The organism is Acinetobacter sp. ANC5681 (assembly GCF_023488045.1).
GTDB lineage: Bacteria > Pseudomonadota > Gammaproteobacteria > Pseudomonadales > Moraxellaceae > Acinetobacter.
In genome coordinates, this window is the sequence record NZ_JAMFKZ010000008.1 from 30078 (window position 1) to 50292 (window position 20215).

At 38.9% G+C, this 20215-nt stretch carries 15 protein-coding genes; 5 read left to right on the forward strand and 10 right to left on the reverse strand.

The genetic code is table 11. From position 1 onward, the window contains the following. Window positions 1-41: 41 nt before the first annotated feature. The 10 genes from mtlD to ybaK all read right to left on the reverse strand — a co-directional run bounded on the left by mtlD (window position 42) and on the right by ybaK (window position 14049). Window positions 42-2168 (reverse strand): bifunctional mannitol-1-phosphate dehydrogenase/phosphatase, encoded by a 2127-nt coding sequence (mtlD, locus tag M5121_RS06815; RefSeq protein ID WP_249570711.1) that lies wholly within the window; start codon window positions 2166-2168, stop codon window positions 42-44. A gap of 195 nt (window positions 2169-2363) precedes the next feature. Further along, window positions 2364-3620, reverse strand: a complete 1257-nt coding sequence (locus tag M5121_RS06820) for an MFS transporter (RefSeq protein WP_249570712.1) — start codon at window positions 3618-3620, stop codon at window positions 2364-2366. A 25-nt stretch (window positions 3621-3645) separates the two neighbouring features. Beyond that, a complete protein-coding gene (locus M5121_RS06825; protein WP_249570713.1) occupies window positions 3646-5913 on the reverse strand; it encodes a TonB-dependent receptor in 2268 nt (755 codons plus the stop codon). Window positions 5914-5922: 9 nt separating this feature from the next. Next, complete coding sequence (gene actC, locus M5121_RS06830) at window positions 5923-7158, reverse strand: putative ferric acinetoferrin MFS transporter permease subunit ActC (protein WP_249570714.1); 1236 nt, start codon at window positions 7156-7158, stop codon at window positions 5923-5925. Beyond that, the gene (actB, locus tag M5121_RS06835; RefSeq protein WP_004281762.1) at window positions 7155-7526 is read right to left on the reverse strand and encodes a protein ActB; all 372 of its coding nucleotides are present in this window, start codon (window positions 7524-7526) and stop codon (window positions 7155-7157) included. The genes actC and actB overlap by 4 nt, the downstream gene beginning before the upstream one ends. After that, a complete protein-coding gene (acbD, locus tag M5121_RS06840) occupies window positions 7523-8161 on the reverse strand; it encodes an acinetoferrin biosynthesis acetyltransferase AcbD (protein WP_087548021.1) in 639 nt (212 codons plus the stop codon). Before acbD ends, actB begins: the two co-directional genes overlap by 4 nt. 30 nt (window positions 8162-8191) lie before the next feature. Next, window positions 8192-10009 (reverse strand): acinetoferrin biosynthesis protein AcbC, encoded by a 1818-nt coding sequence (gene acbC / locus M5121_RS06845; RefSeq protein WP_087548020.1) that lies wholly within the window; start codon window positions 10007-10009, stop codon window positions 8192-8194. Continuing rightward, entirely contained in the window at window positions 10006-11487 is a 1482-nt protein-coding gene (acbB, locus tag M5121_RS06850; RefSeq protein ID WP_249570715.1) for an acinetoferrin biosynthesis monooxygenase AcbB, read from the reverse strand. The genes acbC and acbB overlap by 4 nt, the downstream gene beginning before the upstream one ends. Continuing rightward, window positions 11480-13264, reverse strand: a complete 1785-nt coding sequence (locus M5121_RS06855) for an IucA/IucC family protein (RefSeq protein ID WP_249570716.1) — start codon at window positions 13262-13264, stop codon at window positions 11480-11482. The genes acbB and M5121_RS06855 overlap by 8 nt, the downstream gene beginning before the upstream one ends. 317 nt (window positions 13265-13581) lie before the next feature. After that, window positions 13582-14049: a Cys-tRNA(Pro) deacylase gene (ybaK, locus tag M5121_RS06860; protein ID WP_005216055.1), complete on the reverse strand. Its 468-nt coding sequence runs from the start codon at window positions 14047-14049 to the stop codon at window positions 13582-13584. Between the two features lie 164 nt (window positions 14050-14213). Between ybaK and M5121_RS06865 the strand changes: the two genes are divergently transcribed. The 5 genes from M5121_RS06865 (at window position 14214) to M5121_RS06885 (ending at window position 20176) form a co-directional block, all read left to right on the forward strand. Continuing rightward, window positions 14214-14519: a hypothetical protein gene (locus M5121_RS06865; protein WP_249570717.1), complete on the forward strand. Its 306-nt coding sequence runs from the start codon at window positions 14214-14216 to the stop codon at window positions 14517-14519. A 193-nt stretch (window positions 14520-14712) separates the two neighbouring features. After that, window positions 14713-16086, forward strand: coding sequence for an ABC1 kinase family protein (locus tag M5121_RS06870; protein WP_249570718.1), 1374 nt, complete (start codon window positions 14713-14715; stop codon window positions 16084-16086). Between the two features lie 236 nt (window positions 16087-16322). Beyond that, window positions 16323-17609 carry an acyl-CoA dehydrogenase family protein gene (locus M5121_RS06875; protein ID WP_249570760.1) on the forward strand — a complete coding sequence of 429 codons (1287 nt, stop codon included), beginning with the start codon at window positions 16323-16325 and terminating at the stop codon, window positions 17607-17609. Window positions 17610-17624: 15 nt separating this feature from the next. Then, window positions 17625-18824, forward strand: a complete 1200-nt coding sequence (locus M5121_RS06880) for an acyl-CoA dehydrogenase family protein (RefSeq protein ID WP_249570719.1) — start codon at window positions 17625-17627, stop codon at window positions 18822-18824. 134 nt (window positions 18825-18958) lie between these two features. Then, the gene (locus M5121_RS06885) at window positions 18959-20176 is read left to right on the forward strand and encodes an ATP-binding protein (RefSeq protein WP_249570720.1); all 1218 of its coding nucleotides are present in this window, start codon (window positions 18959-18961) and stop codon (window positions 20174-20176) included. Window positions 20177-20215: the final 39 nt, after the last annotated feature.

The window sequence follows — 20215 nt, forward strand, 5'->3', positions numbered from 1 at the left end:
TAGATCGAAGTTAAGCTGCTTTACACTATAATCACTAATGCCTAAGCGGTTAGAGGTTTCAATTCCTCAGATTGTTGTGACATGAATACTTCGTCCTTGAGCTCTGTCTGAATCCCTTGATAGAGCTGGTTTAATAAGGCTTTCTTCTGATTTTCAGTAATGTCCATATGTTCGATATTGCTCTGGACATGCTTTACAATCTTAATCTCGTCCAGCTCAAGCATTTTCAGCGCATAGGCATAGCCATAAATTGCACCTTGCATTAACTTCTGGTAAGGAAGTTGTTGCTGCACATGAGATTCTAAACTGCCTAAAACACGCTCATTCAGATTGAGTTTTCTAAGCGGATCACGAGCTACACGCTCACATGGATCTTTATAGGCGGCTCGGCAAGAATGCAGAAAACTTTCCGCCATCCGATCCAGTTCTTTGGCTTGGTTGGGAATCATATTGGCCAAACCCAATTTAACTTCGTTGACCACCTGCTCTGCATATTTCATGATTTTTGGATCAGCCATAGCGATACCAATGGTTTCATGTCCAAGTGCACTGGCATACCACGCCAACATGGCATGACAGCCATTCCATAGCCGATTTTTAATGATTTGAATCTCAGAAATCTGATCAACTAAAATCATTTGACGCATTTTGCTCAACAATGGACTGCGATTTTCCACGTAAATCGGCATATCCATTTCACTATGGAATAGGATCAAATCCATATTTTGTAGGAATTGCCCTGTTTGGAATTGCCCACGCATGTCTTCTAAACAGTAAGTGATCTGCTGTTCTTGCTTTTCAGTCAGAGCGGTTTCCTCTGAAAGTTCAATCGTTTCTGGATTGAAATCATTTTGATATTGTTTAAATAAATTGTGCTTGATATTGAGCTGACGATATAAGGCCTGATCCGTCAGTTTTGACACCATTCGATTGACCACGGTATCGCAAAAATAATGTTCACTTAAAATATGTTCTGCAATATCTTCATCCGTCATGGAAAGTAAGGCTTCACGGATATGTTTTAAGACCAAATACTTTGCGCACACTTTATTGAGAATAATCAAAAAGGTAATCGGCTCATTGTTGTCTGCATCAGCTGACATAAAACGGGCGAATAGTCCCTTCGCAATCGTTTTCGCCTCGGATTCAATCGCTTGTTCTGGTAAACACAGTGCAATCAGGCTAGATTGCATATACATCTCTAACATCTGCTGTTCATTGTCAGCATCAATCACAGTGAGATTATCAATACGCTCATCATAACAAGACTGACCATATCGAATACTATAGCTACCAAAACTGTTCACTGATTCTAAATATAAGCGATTTCGAGTTGATGCCAGAATGCGTTTTGGGCGTGTGTAACCATCCCAATAGGACAAAATCTGTGCCACATATCCCCCACCAATAGCACCAAAGCCATGAATCCCAACAGTCAATTGATTGACACTTTGCGGAAATAATTCTTGTAATTGTGGCATACCCATTTCAGGGATATATTGATCCAAAGCATTCAGGCACTCATACATGTCCTGATAGTAAAAATTTGCTTTAGAGAGCATGTGATCATTGGGTTCTTTAATGTCTTTAAATAAAATCGTGATTCCGCCTGCATCATAGGCTGAACAAATACCATTCTCCGAGTCTTCAAACATTAAACATTGTTGCGGTTGTAGATTGAGTTTCTGTGCGGCTTTTAAAAAGATTTCTGGATGCGGTTTACCTTTTTCAACTTCATCCCCACAAACCAACAAATCAAAAAATTTATAGAGATTGGCATTAATTAGATATTCTTCTGCAATTGCTCGACGACTTGAGGTCGCAACTGCCATTTTTAACCCCGACTTTCTTAAACGTTCTAAAACTTGAACCAAACCTTTTTTAATCGGCACACCATTTTTACGTACAGACTCCAATTCCACCTCATCTGCACGTTTGCGAATGGCAGTATAAGGAACATCTGTACCATAAAACTTTTGTGCCAGTTGCTCCGATGCTTTGGCACTTAAGCCGAGACACTGCATCAAATATTCATCTGAAAATTCCTGTCCAATCAGCTCTTTTGATGCCTGTTTCAATGTCTGGAAGCGTAAACGCTCGGTATCAAACATTGTTCCATCAATATCAAAAATTGCCCCCTGAACAGGATAATCATGAAAAATCAGCATTGTTACTCCTCTGTTTTGTTATAATTTTTATAGAGTAACTAAAAAATAGGCTTAAAATTCAAATAGTAAACAAATGAAATAAATCTGATTAAAAAATAAACATAAAGACGACTCATAACAGCAATATATGACTGAAACAGTCGGAATACTTGCATTATGAGGAAAAAGATGAGTCATTTTTAGTCAAAATTCCTTTTATTCATCAAGTAGCAATGCAGTTTCACCCTCTTTTCGAATCAATATCCAACTAAAATAAAGACCAATCGATAGGGTTAAGAACAGTAATAAATAGAATGGGAAATGGGTATTAAAACGGTACAGGAATGTACTGAGTAAGGGGCCAACAATTAAACCCAATGCCTGTGTCGCAGTACAAAAACTTGCCATTTTAACCTGTGATTGCTGAGATACGGCTTGAGCAGCGCCTGTGGTAAATGCAGGTAATAAGCACGCCACAGAAATACCATAAAAAATATAACTTGCCTGAAACACAAAAATTGTAGGTGCGTAGAGTGAAAGTAATAGACCAAAACACATGGTGACTAAACCAATAATCACCAAACTATTTAATTTGAGTTTAAACACTTTCACGATTAAAAGCTGGGTTAGCACCAAACAGACCCCGACAACCAACATGCATTGAGAAAAATAAACTGCACTCTGTTGGCTACTGAGATAAAACTTATCCTGAATATAAAAACCTGCCGTCATATTTAAAGTCACAATTGCAACATAAGTGACAAAACCTAGAGTTAACCAAATCAGACTTTGCTTCAGAATTGGCTCATTCGCTCGTGCATTTTCTTTATCTTGTTGCGGATTGAATGACTCAGCCTGAACTTGCGGACTTTTATTAAACAGGATGCCGAGTGCAATACTGACTAAGCAAAGTAAAACCACAGCAATCCACATCGGGAAAAGCAAACCACCAAACAATAAAACTGAGGTTGCAAACGGGCCGATAATCATCCCAAAACTATTCATCGCACCAAACATAGCGATTTGCTTGCTACGATCAGCGGCTTCACTTGCATGTGTCATTACATAGCTTTGCAGACCAATTTGTGGCAAAGCCATAAAAATGCCTGTAGAAGCACGACTCAATACCAGTAAGATAAAAATCAATAACATGGGTAAAATCGCTTGTGTTCCAAAATACAGAATCAAGGTAAAAATAGCCCAAGTAAAGGTCATTCCCCAAAAGCCATAAATGACGAGTTGGTTGGGAGATAGCTGACTTTTCCTTTTTGCAATCCAGATCGAGGCAATTGCCATACAGATTGCCCCTGCTGAAACAATCACACCACCTTGGAATTCAGATAAATGTAATTGTCGTGTCAATGGAGCAAGTAAAGGGAGAATCATGGAAAAACATGTTCCATTGATCAAAGCAGCCAGTGCTAAAAAATTTAAATTATTGTTCATCATGAAAATCATCAACAGAAAAGGCATCTAAACAGATGCCTTTTTGATTAGATTAGTATTTGAGGGTATAGCTCAAACCATAAGTACGGCCTTGTGCAGGCAGGCTAGAGATAGGAGAATATACAGCTTCAGCTGCTTGACTAAATACAGACTTATAATCAGTATTCCAAACATTATAAACACCAAATCCTAATGTACCCGGACCGGCTTTCGCATTGGCAATCACATCCATCACTGCAAAACCTTTAATTTCTGCTGGTGGACGGCTTCCATACTTAATTGCATCTTTACACGCTTTATCCGTACCCCCAACAGCCAGAGTTTGAACGCGTAAACCTAGACCATCATTAAATTGCCAATCTGAATATACGGTACCTTTTAAGGGTGCTACACGAATCGCATCTAACTCTTGCCATTTTCCATTTGTATTTTTAAATTGACCACGTGTATAAGCTAAAGTACCACCGACATTCCATGCATCAGTCACCGCATACTTCACATTGCCTTCTAGGCCATAAACACGTTCATCGGTATCAATCACTTCGATTGCAAAGTTTGGTGGACCAAATTTCAAAGATTTATCCGACTTGTTATAGAACGCCGTAAGCCCTGTGGTTAACGCATTGTCTTGTAGACGCCAACCTAGCTCAAAACTATTCACTTTAATTGGATCAATGGTTTGATTGCTTACAACAAAGTTTGCTGGAACGTCTCTGAGCATACGTTGTACGTCTGGTAAGTTTGCACCTTGAGAGAAATTGGCAAAGACTTGTTGAGCATCTGTTAAATGATAAACTGCGCCTAAGTTAAATAAAGTTGCATCATGCTTGACCGAACCACCATTTAAAGTTTTAGGACTATATCCTGAGACGAAGTCTGCAACCATCGCTTCAGAATAAGGAACAGAATCCTGCACTTGGCTATCAATTCGTTCATGGCGCACGCCTGCTTGTAGGTTTAAGTGATCAGTGACTTCAAATTGACTCTGTAAGAAGAAACCAAGCTTCTCAGTATCTACATCTGGACCAAAAGCATAATTATTTAAAGGCTTAAACTTTAGACCATTACTACTGATAAAAGTATTTAGATCATAAAGTTGTGCTGTTTGTTTGCCATTTTCCTTATCGTAATCCACACCATAAGTTAGATTTAATGCACGTTCTGCCAGATTGAGCTTACTTTGAAGTGCTAAACGAGCACCAAAAACATCAATATCTGTTTCTGATTGGGTAACAATAAATGTTCTTCCACCTGGAATGGATGCATGTGCTAAAGCATTTGCACTTGGGAAGAATCGCCCTTTTTCAGTACGATAATAGGCCTCTGCATTTAAAGTCTGACCAAGAAAATCCTGATTTTCATATTGTGCATTTACTGCACTGCGCTTAGTACGTGGTTGAGTATCAAGCTCTAAACCTTTCACCGCTTTTTGACTAGGTTTTGCGCCTCGAAGTAAAACAGATAAGCCTGGACCATAATCAGCGCCATATTCACTGTCCTGCTCATCATTATAGTATTGCGCACCGATACTTAATTTTTGCTTATCTGCCAACTGCCAGTTTAAACGACCATTCACATCTACAGTTTCAGTATCTTGACGATCTGTTTGTGCAACTTCTGGACCTACACGATCACCGTGACTATCTTGAATTTCACCGCGTTGTGTATAGCTAGCACCTATAAAACCACTCCCATCCCCTTGGTTAAATGATGCAGACTGAAACGCTTCATAAGCTAAAGCATCACTTTTGAAATTATCACCTGAAGTTATACCGAGTTTGGTTTCAAAATTTACACCATCACCCGAACCTCTTTTGGTGATAATGTTGATAATCCCCCCAGTAGCACCAGCACCATAGATACTGCTTGCACCAGATACAACTTCAACTCGTTCAATCATGTCTGGGCTAATACTATTTAGCTGACGTGAACTATCACGTGATCCTGTTTGAGGAACACCATCAATCATATATTGCACAGTACGACCACGCATGGTCATCCCATAGTTACTGGTCGTACCTGAACTTGGAGTTAAAGATGGAACTAACAAACCTAAAATATCGGCGGTACTTTTCCCAGCAGCAGCTTGTTTGGCAATATCTTCTTGGCTAATACTGTAAACAGTTCCCGCAATCTCAGCGATACTTTGTGCTGAGCGAGTTGCTGTCATAACAATTGGTGCCAGTTGAGTTGGCTTCTCAGCCTCAACCGTTGCACTTTGATTTACGGTTGAAGTCTGCTCGACATTTTGAGCATAAAGTTGCGTACTGATCGTCAAGCTGAGCAGTGTTAATGATGTCGAAAGTGAACGAACTTTCATAAATAACCCCTAGATGAGTTGTTGCGTTTGTTTTGCTTTGCGAATAAGCAGTTGACTAAGCAACACGCTTAAAACAGATGAAACTGCGAGAATTAAATAAAAATTTCCATAGCCAAACGCTTTAGCTAAGAAACCTGACATCGCACCACCAATGAAATAAACCAATAATTCAAAACAGACCAAAATCGTAAAATCCGTTCCTGCTTGATCTTTAGAGCTGGTCTGCATGAAATGTGCATATAACGCCGTCATCGCGATATAACGAATTGCAAGAATGACAACTACGAATACACCAAGTAATCTGTGCCATTGATCAAACCAACTGAGTAGAACAGCTGCACCCAACAAGGCATAAATCAAAGTACGTGCCCAGCCTGCCCAGATCAGTAATTGTGTTGCGGCTATTTTTTTTAATAAAAATGCAGCTGAAACAGCGGCTAATAATCCAATACCCGCACCGATCACAGACATCAACACTCCAATCTCTGCCAAAGACCACTTTTGATCAATTAGCATCGGATTCAGCATTGCCATTGCAGGTGCTTCAACGAAGCGATAACACACGATCAAAGCTAAAGCCCATAACATTTCTGGACGTTTAAATGCACGGATCAAACTTGGCGGCTGTTTTGAGATTTTCTCTGTACTTGATTTTTCTTTAATTTGGAAAATAGCCAACATGGTCAGTGCCGTCATAGCGGCTAAGGAAATCAATGCAGTTTGCCAGCCATAAAGCTGGTAAAGCCATAAAGTTGCTGCTCCACCCACCATACTACCGAGCGCAACGCCGATGCTTTGTGCCATGCTTCCTAAGCGATATTCAGACTCTGAAAAGGTTTCGACGGTATAGCCATCAATGGCAATATCTTGAGTTGCTGCAAAAGTTGAAATCCATAAACCAACAATGACAAATACACCGAGGCCATAATCAAACTGTGTTAATGCCAAAGCAACAACACCTAGCACCAGTGCAATTTGTGTAAATAGCAACCAAGTCTTACGCTTTCCTAGTTTTTTTAAGTAGAAACGATCAATTAAAGGCGCCCAAAAGAATTTGAATGCCCAAGGAATATAAAGTAGCGACAACATGCCAATCCATCGTAAATCTACACCTTGATGGCGCAGAATCGCAGGTAATGCGACGTTATAAAAATATAGTGGTAAGGCATGCGCGAGATATAAAACCACCACGACACTCAGGCTCAAGGCTGAGACTTTCTGAATATTTAATGAATTTTGATTCATAAATACCTCTGCAAAGCCCATTGTGTGGCTTCAGCTTTATCTACGCTCACAAAATATGGAACATGCCAAGCTTTGTGCAGAGCTGGTGTATCCAATCGAATACGATCTTCTTCATCTTGAGCAATACGAGCAAAACCCAAGCAATATTGGTAAAAATCTTGTTTATATTGTTTATACCACTTGCCTTGGATTGCTCTATATTCCTCCGGAAATTCTGTATTTGCATCGGTTTGCATGATCAACACAAAATTTCGCTGATGTTCGAAATAGTGCTGAATCCGTGCTAACCATTGTTCAAATTCTGCAACAGAGACATTCGCCGCAAAGCGCATGTCTAAGATATGCATTTCATTGATATATAAGCTCATGTAACACTCAGGAATTTGGCTGGCTGATCTGCTAGCTGTTGTTGTGATGTTTGGTAATATTCCCCAAACTTGTTATAGAAAGTTTCTCTAAAGCAGTAGTACAACATCGCTGTTTTTTCAGGCATCGGTATTAAACGTTGGCTTTCATAACAAAGCTCTGCCACCACTGCTGCATAAGGTTTAACGGTATGATCTGGCTCACCCACAATTTTTTTCGCTTGTGAATGTTCAAAAATATAGAAGCTGAGCAAACGAATGGTTGGACGTAAAAAGCCCTTACCAAACACAGATTTATCACCAAATAGCAAATGCCAACCGAGATCATTGGCATCACCTTCGTAATAACGACCTAAACGATCACGTTTACCTTCATAAATTTCGGTATAGCCCACATCTTTGCCATCAATTCCGACGATTAATAAACGGTGATGGTCATCTGCCAGCATCTTGTCGAAGTAAACCTGTAAATCCAGTTCCGACTTATTCAATTGCCACTGCGGAATTACATGTGGCTCATGCATCCACTTATGTAACAAAGGAATATCTTGGGGATATTGCACTTGACGTAAGTAATACTGTGTTCCATCTTCGTGGTATTCAAAGTAGTCAGGTAATTGCTGAGAAATTGTTTTCATATCGAACCTTTATAAAATTTAGAAGAAGGCTTAACCCGCTTTCGATTCAGTTTGCTGAATCGACCATTCAGCCAATGTTTCAGGACTGACGGGGTTCGGGATTGGATCAAGGAATACCGGTACTGGACGCTCTGCTTCATCGTTATAACTGGTGGTAAATAAACGAACACGGTTTAAACAAATTTTGGTGTAAGTTGGGCGCAGCATCGCAAATTTTTCAGCTCGTTCAGCCAGTTCTGGATGCTGTTGGTTAAACGCAACAATGGTGTTGGAAATGGTCTGCCAAAAATCAAGTTCTGAATATTCTGGATAATCTTGTAAGAACACATTACAGATATAACGGTAATGCACCATGAACAGCCCAGTGAAAATAAAATGACTTAAATCTGTTGCTTCATGACGTAATAACAAACCGCCTTCAGATGGGAATTGAGCCAATTCAGGGAAATCTTCATCCACTAAATTGATGTCATCAATGAAGTCTTTTAATACCAAGGCTTTTGGCACACCATTTTCATGTACCAACATGGTGTTTTCACCATGCGGTGAAAAAGCCAAGCCATAGCGATACAGGCAAAGCAGTAACGGACTGAGGCAGATTTGGGCAAATTGTGCTAACCATGCCAAAGGACTCAAACCAGACGCTTGAATCAGTACACTTAGAATCGATTGACCTGAAATATCTCGATGCAAAAGTGCTGCCTGAGAAAGCACTTGTTGAGATTGATCAACATAGCGATCGACACTTTCACGCCATAAGCAACCGAATAGTTCTTTAAATTGATATGGTGCGCCGTCAATGCGGTCAAAACATGGCTGGTGAATGGTTAAAGTTGCAACCTCACCTAAGAAAATCACACCTGTATTCTGTAAGTCTTGATCTTGCTGATGAATTTGCTTTAACCATGCAGTTACTGCTGGCGCTGCAAGGTTACGCTTAGACGGCAATCCACGATAGACAGCGGTATTAAAGATACTGACTGGCAGTTTAATGTAATGACGTTGTAGGTTTGATGTGTTGCATAATGTCCGAATAGACTGCATTGGTACATAGCTGTCTTGGCTAATGTTCAGCTCAATAATTTTTTGGTCGACAATTTCATTGGCATAAGTTGGCACGAGCCATTGGTGCCATTGCCATGCATGTACGGGAATCAAAAAATAATTTTGAGGGTCTAGATTTTTTTCTTGGAGAATATTGATGAATTGCTGTAGTTCATTGGCATCAAATTCATGTTGATATAAACCACATGCACTCCAATCTTCAGTACTTCGATACTCTGCTAAATCACGATGTACAGCTAACCACAACACTTTAACTTCAGGAGAAAGTTCTGGTGCAGCACTTAAATAATCATCATAACCAAAGCCCATACGGCCCTTGCTCATAATCAGCCAAGGGTGACCACGTAGCATGCCTTCAACTTTATAGTGTGGTTCAGTCAGCACTGCTGTGCTTGGTAAACGCGCTTCATTGAATAGATGCGCTTCTGCCAACCATGTATTATTCATTTCCTTAATCAAATATGCTTTGGTGAATGGCTTTACATTTGCCTTGTCAGACATTGCGACAATAAACTCATGTAAGTTCCAAGCAGGTTGATCATTTTCCTGACTATGAGTCACATCACGTACCGAAGCTTCCTGAATATTCCAGTGTCCGAGTAGATATTGATTTCCTTGAAACTCATACTGACGATTGCCTAAATCTAACTGATAACGTCCTGCTGACAATGCTTTAACTTCAATAATTTCTTCATATAGAAACTCTGCAATCGCCATTTCAATAAGACGTTGCCCTGCGGCACGCCATTGCTGCTGATTAATTTTTAAAGTTGCAAAGTTCATATCAGTTTCTCATAAGTTGAATGTACAGAAGCAGTTTGTGTACGTGTGTTTGCACCACGACGATTAGGATGCGCCGTCATCACGTTCTGTTCTGTTTTCTTGAAAATTGAATGGTTTTTATTGGCAGAATTTTCACAAACGCACTCCTTTGATTGTGCTTTGTCGTCTGCCATACAAATTTTTGGATTTTGAGAGAGATTAAAGTGTTGGAAGGTTTGCGCTTGATTGCCTAATTCATAAAGAGGTTCAGCAAGCAGTTGATTAATGATCGTTGCTGCACGATAAGCACCAAGACCTAAATCAGGCGTGCCGACACCATGACTATGCATTTCTTGATTTTGAACAAAGATATGGCCATTCAACCTATGTACAACGCGATAGTCTTCTGTAATCTGCCAACGCTGTTTATGATCAAATTCGATGTATGGCTTAAGCAATTGCATAAAACCAAAATCAGGTGTGAAATAACCCGTTGCGGCTACAAGAAAATCACAGTCGAGATGAAAAGACTGAGCTGTAGCACGATGTTCGAAATGCAGTCGGATTTTTTGCATATCTAAGACTTCTGCATCTTTCAAATCACATTGACTATGTAAATGTGTCTGTATGCTTTGACCTGCAATGCTACGGTGATAAAGTCTTTGATAAATTTCCCGAATGGTTTTTGCACTAATCCCCTTGTATAACAAGGCTTGTTGCTTTAACTGCTGTTCCTTCTGCTGCGCAGTCAAATCATAAAAATGTTGAGCATAATCAGGACTAAAATGTTCTAAACCTAATGGTGCATACTCCATTGGGAAGAAACCTTGAGAACGAGTAAACCAATGCAAATCAAACTGATGATTGTCAGTGTCTTGCTGTTCGTCAAACAAGTCGATAAACACCTCAGCTGCGGATTGCCCCGAACCTAGTACAACAACATCGCCATGTAAATCTGTATCTGCATGCGTCATATACTGTGCTGAATGCAGACATTGTTGCGGACGGACTTTTTGAATCTTTGCCAAACATTCAGGCAAATATGGCACATTACCACTTCCAATCACTAAATGACGGCATAAATAACTTTGCTGAACACCATTTGATTCAACGACTACTTTAAAACCAATATTTTGAGGTTCAATCCTCAAGACACGAGATTGGTATTCAATACAATCAAGTTGTTCTGCAACCCATTGGCAATAGTGGTTGTATTCACAACGCGGAATATGTGGCTGCTCTAGAAAGTAAAACTTATACAAACGTTGCTGATGACGCAGATAATTTAAAAAGCTAAATGGACTGGTTGGATCAACCATTGAGACCAAATCAGCCATAAACGGTACTTGCAATACCGTATTAGGTAGTTGCATACCTGCATGCCAATCAAATTGTGCCTTTTGCTCAAAAAACACGTAGTTGAGTGAGCTTTTGTTTTGTAGCAAACTAGCAAGACTTAAATTAAAAGGTCCTAGACCAATTCCAATAAAATCAAGCATAACTGACATCCTTCTGTGAAATACGCAGTGGATTTGGCAGTTGCACGTAAACAGACTGATTTTCGACAGGCGCGATCAATTCGTCTAACTCATGCAAACGTGTCAGCAAGTTACCCTTATAAGGCAGAGTTGAATTGAACAGTAATCCTTGCAATAAGGTGCTATCAGGATATTGTTGTAATTGTTCTTCTAAAAATTCAGTTAAATGCGCTAACAATTCATCTTCAGTGATATAGCCTGTCGCACCGATGGCATTAATAATCCCAAACAAAGTATTGCCGAAGAAATAATAACTAAAACGTTCATCAACAAAATCTTTCGGACCTACCGCAAAGGCTTTTTCTTTCAGTTCAGGTAGCGCTTGTAGAATTTCAGTCGCAAACTCTTCAATATAATAAAAACCTTGGTTATCACGTAGCCATAAAGTTTTTGGGAAATGATTTTCGAGTTCCAATAATACATTTTGTTGATGTGACTCAAATGCCATACCAAAACGATGATATAGATACATCAAGGGTTGCAAACTGACCTCGAGGAAACGAGTAAACCAATCTAAAGTAATCTCTGAAAAACCCCTCTCAGGATGAGCTTTTGAAATCTTGGCAAATAATGCGTTAAAACGATTTAAAGATTTGCTTGGATGATCCTGACACAAGGATGCAATACAAGTGACTTGCTGTTGAGGATGGAAAGGCTGATCTCTAAAAATGCAGATACTTTCATTAATCACTTCATCATCAATTTTCAAGGCGATCCAAGCTGGGTCATTGACTGCCTTTAAACTTGGACATTTTTTTAGAATATTCTGACCAAACTCACTGTGCCAAAGACGATGTGTCAATTCACCTCGATGACATTCTTTGGCTAAATTCACTCGAATAGAATTGGTAATCATCACAGAAAGAGATGGCTTCACCATCCACGGTGCATTAAAACTCGCCAGTGTTCGAATTGAAGTGGTTGGAGAAAATTGCCAGCCTCGTAAGCCTACATCAATTAACTGCCCCGTTTGTTTTAAACGTTCAAACCAAGGCTTACTTTGTAAATAACGGGCTTGCCAAGGATGTAATGGGAGTAATTTATATTCGCTATGGGTTTTAACTAGATTGAGATCATTTTCAGACAAATACCACTGTAATGCCGTTTTTAATTGCGCTGAAATAGGTTCATCAGTCGCACTACCTTCCGCAATGTAATCTTGGTGCACTAGCCAATAATGAAGTTGTGTCTTGCCTTTGTGTTCAGGTGAAAACTTTAGCCAATCTTCATGTACAAAACCTGTTCTACTTTTCGGCGCTGGGTGCATGCTATGCCCCAGTATGAGTGCCTGCTCAGTTTCAATGAAACTCTGACCTGCTTTGACCAAATTATCAAAATCAGCTTCACGGTGTGCTAAAAACTGTTGTAGCGCATCACGACTTTGAATCCACTTCTCTACTAAAGATGCAGCATCTAATGGAATAGACGATTCAAAAACCAGTTCTTCAAGCAATAACCCAACGATTGCAACAGGACTAAATGATCTGATTTGTCCATGGATAATAATTTGTGGAAGATCTGCTAAACGATGTCGCCCGACTCGACTGACATAAGATAAAGGAAAATTACATTGTGCTTGAATAGAATGTATTGGGATTGATAACAGCGTCAAACCTTGGCTAAACCCTTGTTGTTGCGGACTTTGCTGATTTTTATTAAGCAAGTGACCTTTGCCAGTTTCTTGCGTATATGCGTTGACGAAGTGTTGTATCGCCAACCGATTGGCAAGTGATTGCATCTGTCGGTATCCTCTTATAAAGAGAGAGTTAATTTTTTTCGAATGTTTTGAGCTCTAAACAAACCTTATTACAATGTTATTCACTGTAGATAAGATCTATTGAATGATAATCATTATCGTTAATAATAGCAATTACAAAAAAAATTAGCCTTTTGAAATTAATACTTTGTTTTTTATGGTGAAAAATTAATTTAGATCAAGAAAAATACAAAAGATAATGATTCTCATTATTAAATATTTTAATTATGATTCATTCTTTTATTGTTTTTATAAATCAAATAAAAAGGACTTTATGTTTTAAAGCCCTTTTAAATATATTAACAATCTAAAACATCTGAAAATGTAGCTTCCAGTAACTTAGCTAGATCAATTGGGTTAAGACCAATGTCCAACCCCCTTTTTCCACCACTTACATAGATCTTATTTAATGATTTCGCTGTTTCATCTATTACAGTTTTGAGTCGTTTTTTCTGCCCTAGAGGACTAATTCCACCTACTAAATAACCAGTTAAACGTTCAGCATCTTTTGGATTGGCCATTTGTAACTTCTTACACCCTACTGCTGATGCAACTTTTTTTAAATTTAATTGATAATTCACTGGCAAAACTGCGATGAAATAATTTTTTTCATCGGTGACCATTAGCGTTTTGAATACTTCATCTACATTTAGATTGAGTTTTTCTGCGGCTTCTAAGCCAAAACTTTTTGCATTTACATCATGTTCATATTCATGAATTGTGAATGCTATTTTATTTTTTTCTAATAACTTACAAGCTGGAGTCATTTTTTTTCAGTTCTTTGCTTTAGTGATTGAAGTAGTATAAGTGTAGCATTTAAAAATTAAGGATTAAATTTACTTAGGCTATTTTTGAGATAAATCTATTCTTGATAAACACTCAATTAACCACATATATTTGCTAATAGTAAACAGAATGAGCTCAAGCAACGATGAGTTATAAACATAATAATTTGATGGCAATGCGTCACAATTATTGGGATGATGAGTCATCTCCTACTGTGCAAGAAGAGAAAATTTTTCTTCGGAATACTTTGATTGAAGAAGGTATTTTTAAAAATGCAACTTTAGACGACACCAAGTATTTTTTCTTTACATTACCCAGTATCATTATTGTGAAAGCTCATGCTTTAGGCTTTCATCATAGTCATGTAAAGCGTATGTTGATTGCTCATATTCATACTAATCGTGCTGCTTTAATGAGAAAATCTAATCTAAAAATTCAGTTTAGGATTTAGGACATCTGTATACGAAAGCCAAATTTGAAAGTTAAATTTTACTTAGGCTATTCTAATTTATTGACCTAATTCACAAATTTAAACTGATAATTCAAGAGATTGAACTATTTTAATACGTTCAAAAGCTGTAATATCCGCTACAATTTAAGTCTCGGCTTTCAACCCTCCGATTTCAGCATAGGATTTTTCTTTCATGTCAGATCAGAACGATAAGCTTAAGAATCTAAAAACCTCCTCTGTAGATCGTCGCTTATCTATTGCAAAAGCCTCTTTACTCGCTGGAACACGTTGGGCGACTGCTAGCGCTACTTCAATTTTTTCTAGTGAAGAAGAAAAAGAGAAAAAGCGTAAAAAAGCCATGGCTGAACAAGCTCATTATTTAGTTTCTGAAATAGGAAAACTAAAAGGATCAATTGTAAAGATTGGTCAAATGATGGCTTTATACGGCGAACATTTCTTACCTGAAGAAATTACACAAGCATTAAATACACTGAACAATCAAACTGTCGCACTAGCTTGGCCTGCAATCAAAGCGCATTTGCAAGAACAGTTAGGTTCAAAATTAGATGAACTCACGATTGATCATGAACCAATCGGTACAGCCTCACTTGCTCAAGTTCATCGTGCGACACGTAAATCAGATGGTTTAGAACTGGTTCTTAAAATTCAATACCCTGGTGTAGCGGAAGCAATTGATTCTGATATGAATCTCTTTAAGAACATGCTTAAACTCACACGTATGGTGCCACAAACTCGTGAATTTGATCAGTGGTTTGATGAAGTTCGTGAAATGATGCATCGAGAAGTCGACTATGACATCGAAGCCGCGACAACTCGCCGCTTTGCTGCACGCCTGAAAGATGATCCTCGTTATATCGTTCCTGAAATTGTCGATGAATTTTGCGCTAAAAAAGTGTTGTGCATGACCTTTGAACGTGGTGTGCCTGTAAATAGCCCTGTCATGCTCTCCCTCCCCCAAGAACGTCGTAACCAATTAGGCGAAGCTTCTTTGGAAATTGCAGTACGTGAGCTATTTGAATGGGGCGAAATGCAAACTGATCCGAACTTCGGTAATTATCTTGTTCGTTTGGGTAACGGCGATGATGTAAAGGACAAAATCGTTCTCCTCGACTTTGGTGCAATTCGTCAGTTCGATGAGAATTTGCTCACTGTCGCACGTAACCTGATCCATGCTGGTTATAACCATAACAAAGATGAAATGGTTAAAGCGATGACAGGCTACGAGTTCTTTGATGCAATGCCAGAAAGTATAAAACCTGGTATGGCAGATGTGTTCCTTATCGCCACAGAAGCATTTAGCTGTCCAGCTAACAATCCTGACATGCCTGCAGGTGTAATGGATGAGCAAGATCGCTACGATTGGAAAAAAAGCCAACTCCATAGTCGTGTCATGCAACAGGCAGCACAGTCTATGGCATCGCGCTATTTCTCGGTTCCACCAAAAGAATTTATGTTTATTAGCCGTAAGTTTATTGGTGCATATACGTTTATGACCGTGATCGAAGCAAAGACCAATGTACGAAAAATGATTCGTCAGTTTGCATAAGCACTATATCTAAAGTCATTTTGACCAATCTGATTTGTCAGTTTGGTCATTTTTTTTAAAATTTATTTTTCTGATATTTTTTTTATTCATTTAAAAACAATAATATAAAATCTATATACGAATCATTTTACCCTTTATCTTTCTTAATTGAGCACGTCAAACAAGACATAGTTTTTTTACTAGGGCCATGTCAGCATAATTTTACAACCATCCTCTAGGATAAAATCATGTCGAATATGATGAATAAAGCTCAAGGCTTTGGGCTATCTTTGATCACTAAAATCGCAGGAAGCGAAGTATTAGATCAACTCAAATTAAGAAAATTTGTAGAGAAATCATTATATCAAGGATCAAAAACAGGTTTTAAAGTACTGAATAAAACACAAAAAGCTTTTAAACCACAAGCAATTGATAAGCAACGCCTCCCGAATCAAGTTAATAAAAATTTGTTTGATCTCAGCCTGACTGAAGAACAGCAAATGACGGTTGATGCAATGTCTCAATTCGCTGAAGAAGTTTTATATGCTTTAGCGCATGACGCTGATCATCAAGCACAATTCCCAGAACAACTTTGGCAACATTTGGTCGACTTAGATTTGAACTACTATGCGTTACCTGAAGCATTAGGTGGTGTGGCAGCAGAACAAAATATTGTCAGTAATATACTAATCGCAGAAAGTTTAGCTAAAGGTGATTTCAGTTTAACAGCAAGTCTGCTCAGCACATTTAGCGTTATTAATGCAATTACCCGTTGGGGTTCAACACAAGTTCAATCGATGTATTTGCCTGTGTTTGCTGAGGATAATGACGTTACCGCAACATTTGCATTTCAAGAAGCGACTCCTGCATTTAATCCATATCAGTTAAAAACAACTGCAACTGAAGCAAACGGTCAATTCTACATTACAGGTGAAAAAACCTTAGTTATTCTAGGCGGTACTGCGGATGTATTCCTTGTCAGTGCCGAGTTTAACGGTCAATCTGACATTTTTGTTGTACAGTCAAATGAAACGATTGCAATCAAAGCTAATCCAGCAATGGGATTAAAAGCAACTGAAACAGCAACACTTCACTTCAATCAAACACCAGCTTTACGCTTAGGCGATGCTGATTTTGATTACACTGCATTTGTCGACCTTGGAAACTTAATGTGGTGCGCCATGGCGATTGGTACAGGAGAAGCAATCAAAGCTTACTGTATTAAATATGCCAATGAACGTACTGCTTTTGGCGAACCCATCTCGCATCGTCAAAGTGTTGCTTTCATGATTGCGGATATGGCCATTGAAATTGATGCTATGCGTATGTTGGTTTTAAATGCGGCAAGCTTGGCTGAAACGGGTAAACCCTTCCATCGTGAAGCCTATCTGGCACGATTACTTTGTGCCGAAAAATCAATGAAAATCGGTACAGATGGTGTTCAAATCTTAGGTGGTCATGGTTTTACTAAAGAGCATCCTGTTGAACGTTGGTATCGTGATCTACGCGCAACCGCTATCTTACATTCTGGCTTACATGCGTAATTTTGGAGAAGAAGAATGAACTTACAAAATCCGAAAAAATTTAAAATGTTGGTTGATCAGGCGCATGAAACTGCAATCAATGTTTTGCGTCCAATCTCACGCAAATATGATAAAGCTGAACATGCCTATCCAAAAGAACTCGATATGCTCGCTGCCCTATTGGATGGTATGAATGAAAGTGGCGAAGGTGTGGGTGCTGCCAATGCGAGTAAACGAGGGACAGCGAACCCAGATGCCATTGTGAATGGCGGTAACATGTCTGCGGCACTTGGTATTATTGAAATGTGTTATGGTGATACAGGCTTACTGCTCAGTATGCCACGTCAAGGCTTAGGCAACTCTGCCATTGCAGCAGTTGCGAATGATGAACAACTTGAACGTTTCAAAGGAACTTGGGCTGCTATGGCGATTACTGAACCTGGTTGTGGTTCAGACTCCGCGGCTATTCGTACAACAGCAACCAAAGATGGTGATGATTACATCTTAAATGGTGAAAAAATCTTTGTCACTTCTGGTGAACGTGCTGACTCAGTTGTAGTTTGGGCAACCCTAGATAAAAAGCTGGGTCGTGCTGCGATTAAATCTTTCGTTGTACCTAAAGGTACAGTAGGTATGAAAGTTGAACGTCTGGAACACAAGCTCGGGATTAAAGCCTCAGATACGGCGGTGATTAGCTTTACGGACTGTCGTGTACCTGCTGCAAATTTATTGGGTAATCCAGAAATTGATGTTGCTAAAGGTTTTGCTGGTGTTATGGAAACTTTTGATAACACTCGTCCACTTGTTGCAGCAATGGCAATTGGTTGTGCCAAAGCTTCATTGGAGCGTATCAAGGAAATTTTCAAAGACCAGTTAGATGCTGAATACAAAACACCATATTTACAAACCTCCAATTTAGCCGCACAGATTTACCGTATGGAAGCTGAGTGGGAAGCTGCTCGTCTACTTATGATTAAAGCCACATGGATGACTGACAATAAAAAGCCCAACTCTAAAGAAGCTTCGATTGCCAAAGCCAAAGCTGGACGTGTTGGTAATGAAATCACCCTAAAATGTGTCGAGCTTGCGGCAAGTATCGGCTATGGTGAAGATGAGTTATTAGAAAAATGGGCACGTGACTCAAAAATCCTTGATATTTTTGAAGGTACACAACAGATTCAACAGCTCATTATTGCTCGTCGTGAATTGGGTAAATCTTCGAGTGAATTGAAGTAGTCTAAATCTATAAAGGCATTCAGTTAGAAAAGGCTTTCGAGTCTTTTCTAATTATTCATATTCACAAAAAGCGAAGACACACGTTAAAATCTAGTTTAATATTAGGTTTAATCGTAAATTAAACTAGATTTCCTATGTATATCCCCCGTCATTTACAAAATACGCTTACCAAACTCATGCGGCAGTTCCCTGCTGTATTGATTACTGGTCCAAGACAAGTAGGGAAATCTACACTTTTGCAGCATACAGCACATGAGTATCGTTATGTCAGTTTCGATGATCCCTTATTACTCGACCAAGCCAAGCAAGAACCTAATCTCTTTTTACTCAATTATCCAAATAATGTGATTTTGGATGAAGTGCAATATGCCCCTGAATTATTCTCTCTATTAAAACTCGCAATCGATAAACAGAAACAAAATGGTATGTTTCTACTCTCTGGTTCACAAGCATTTGAACTGATGCATAACGTCAGTGAGTCCTTGGCAGGACGGATTGCAATTTTAAAATTATCAGGTTTATCATTACGAGAAATCCAAAAGATTACATTTGATCAAGCTTTTGTTCCAAGTCTAGATTACATCCAACAACGTGAACCCCATTTACAGGAAGTTGATGTATGGAAAACCATTCATCAAGGTTACTTGCCACGGCTGTATGAACAGGAAACAGATTGGGACATTTATTATGCTTCTTACGTTTCCACCTACATTGAACGAGATGTACGTCAACTGACCCATATCAGTAATATTACTGATTTCACGCGGTTCATGGTTGCAATTGCTGCACGAAGTGGTGAGTTGCTTAACTATAGCAGTGTGGCTCAAGATGTCGGGATTTCAGTCGATACGGTAAAACGTTGGGTAACCATTTTACAAACCTCAGGGATTGTTTATTTACTTCAGCCCTATAGCAATAATCATCTTAAACGTGCCATTAAGACTCCCAAAATCTATATGTTAGATACTGGGTTGATGGCATGGCTAACCAAGTGGTTAACCCCTGAAACCATTCAACTAGGGGCAAAAAATGGGCAATTCTTTGAAAGCTTTGTGGTGAGTGAAATTATTAAATCATTTTATAATCAAGGTAAAGAACCACCAGTTTACTTTTATCGAGATACCAATCAAAAGGAAATTGATTTACTGATTGAATATGACCAAACCTTATATCCCATAGAAATCAAGATGACTGCCAATCCCAATAAACGTATGGCACAGGCATTTGATATTTTGCGTAATCATTTACCTCACAATGAACTCACCATTGCCCATGGCACAATCATTAATCAATATCCACAAAAGCTATGGCTTGCCGAAAACTTACTCGCGTTACCTTTTAACTTTATTTAAATCCAGTTTAATTTAAGATAACATCGTAAATTAAACTAA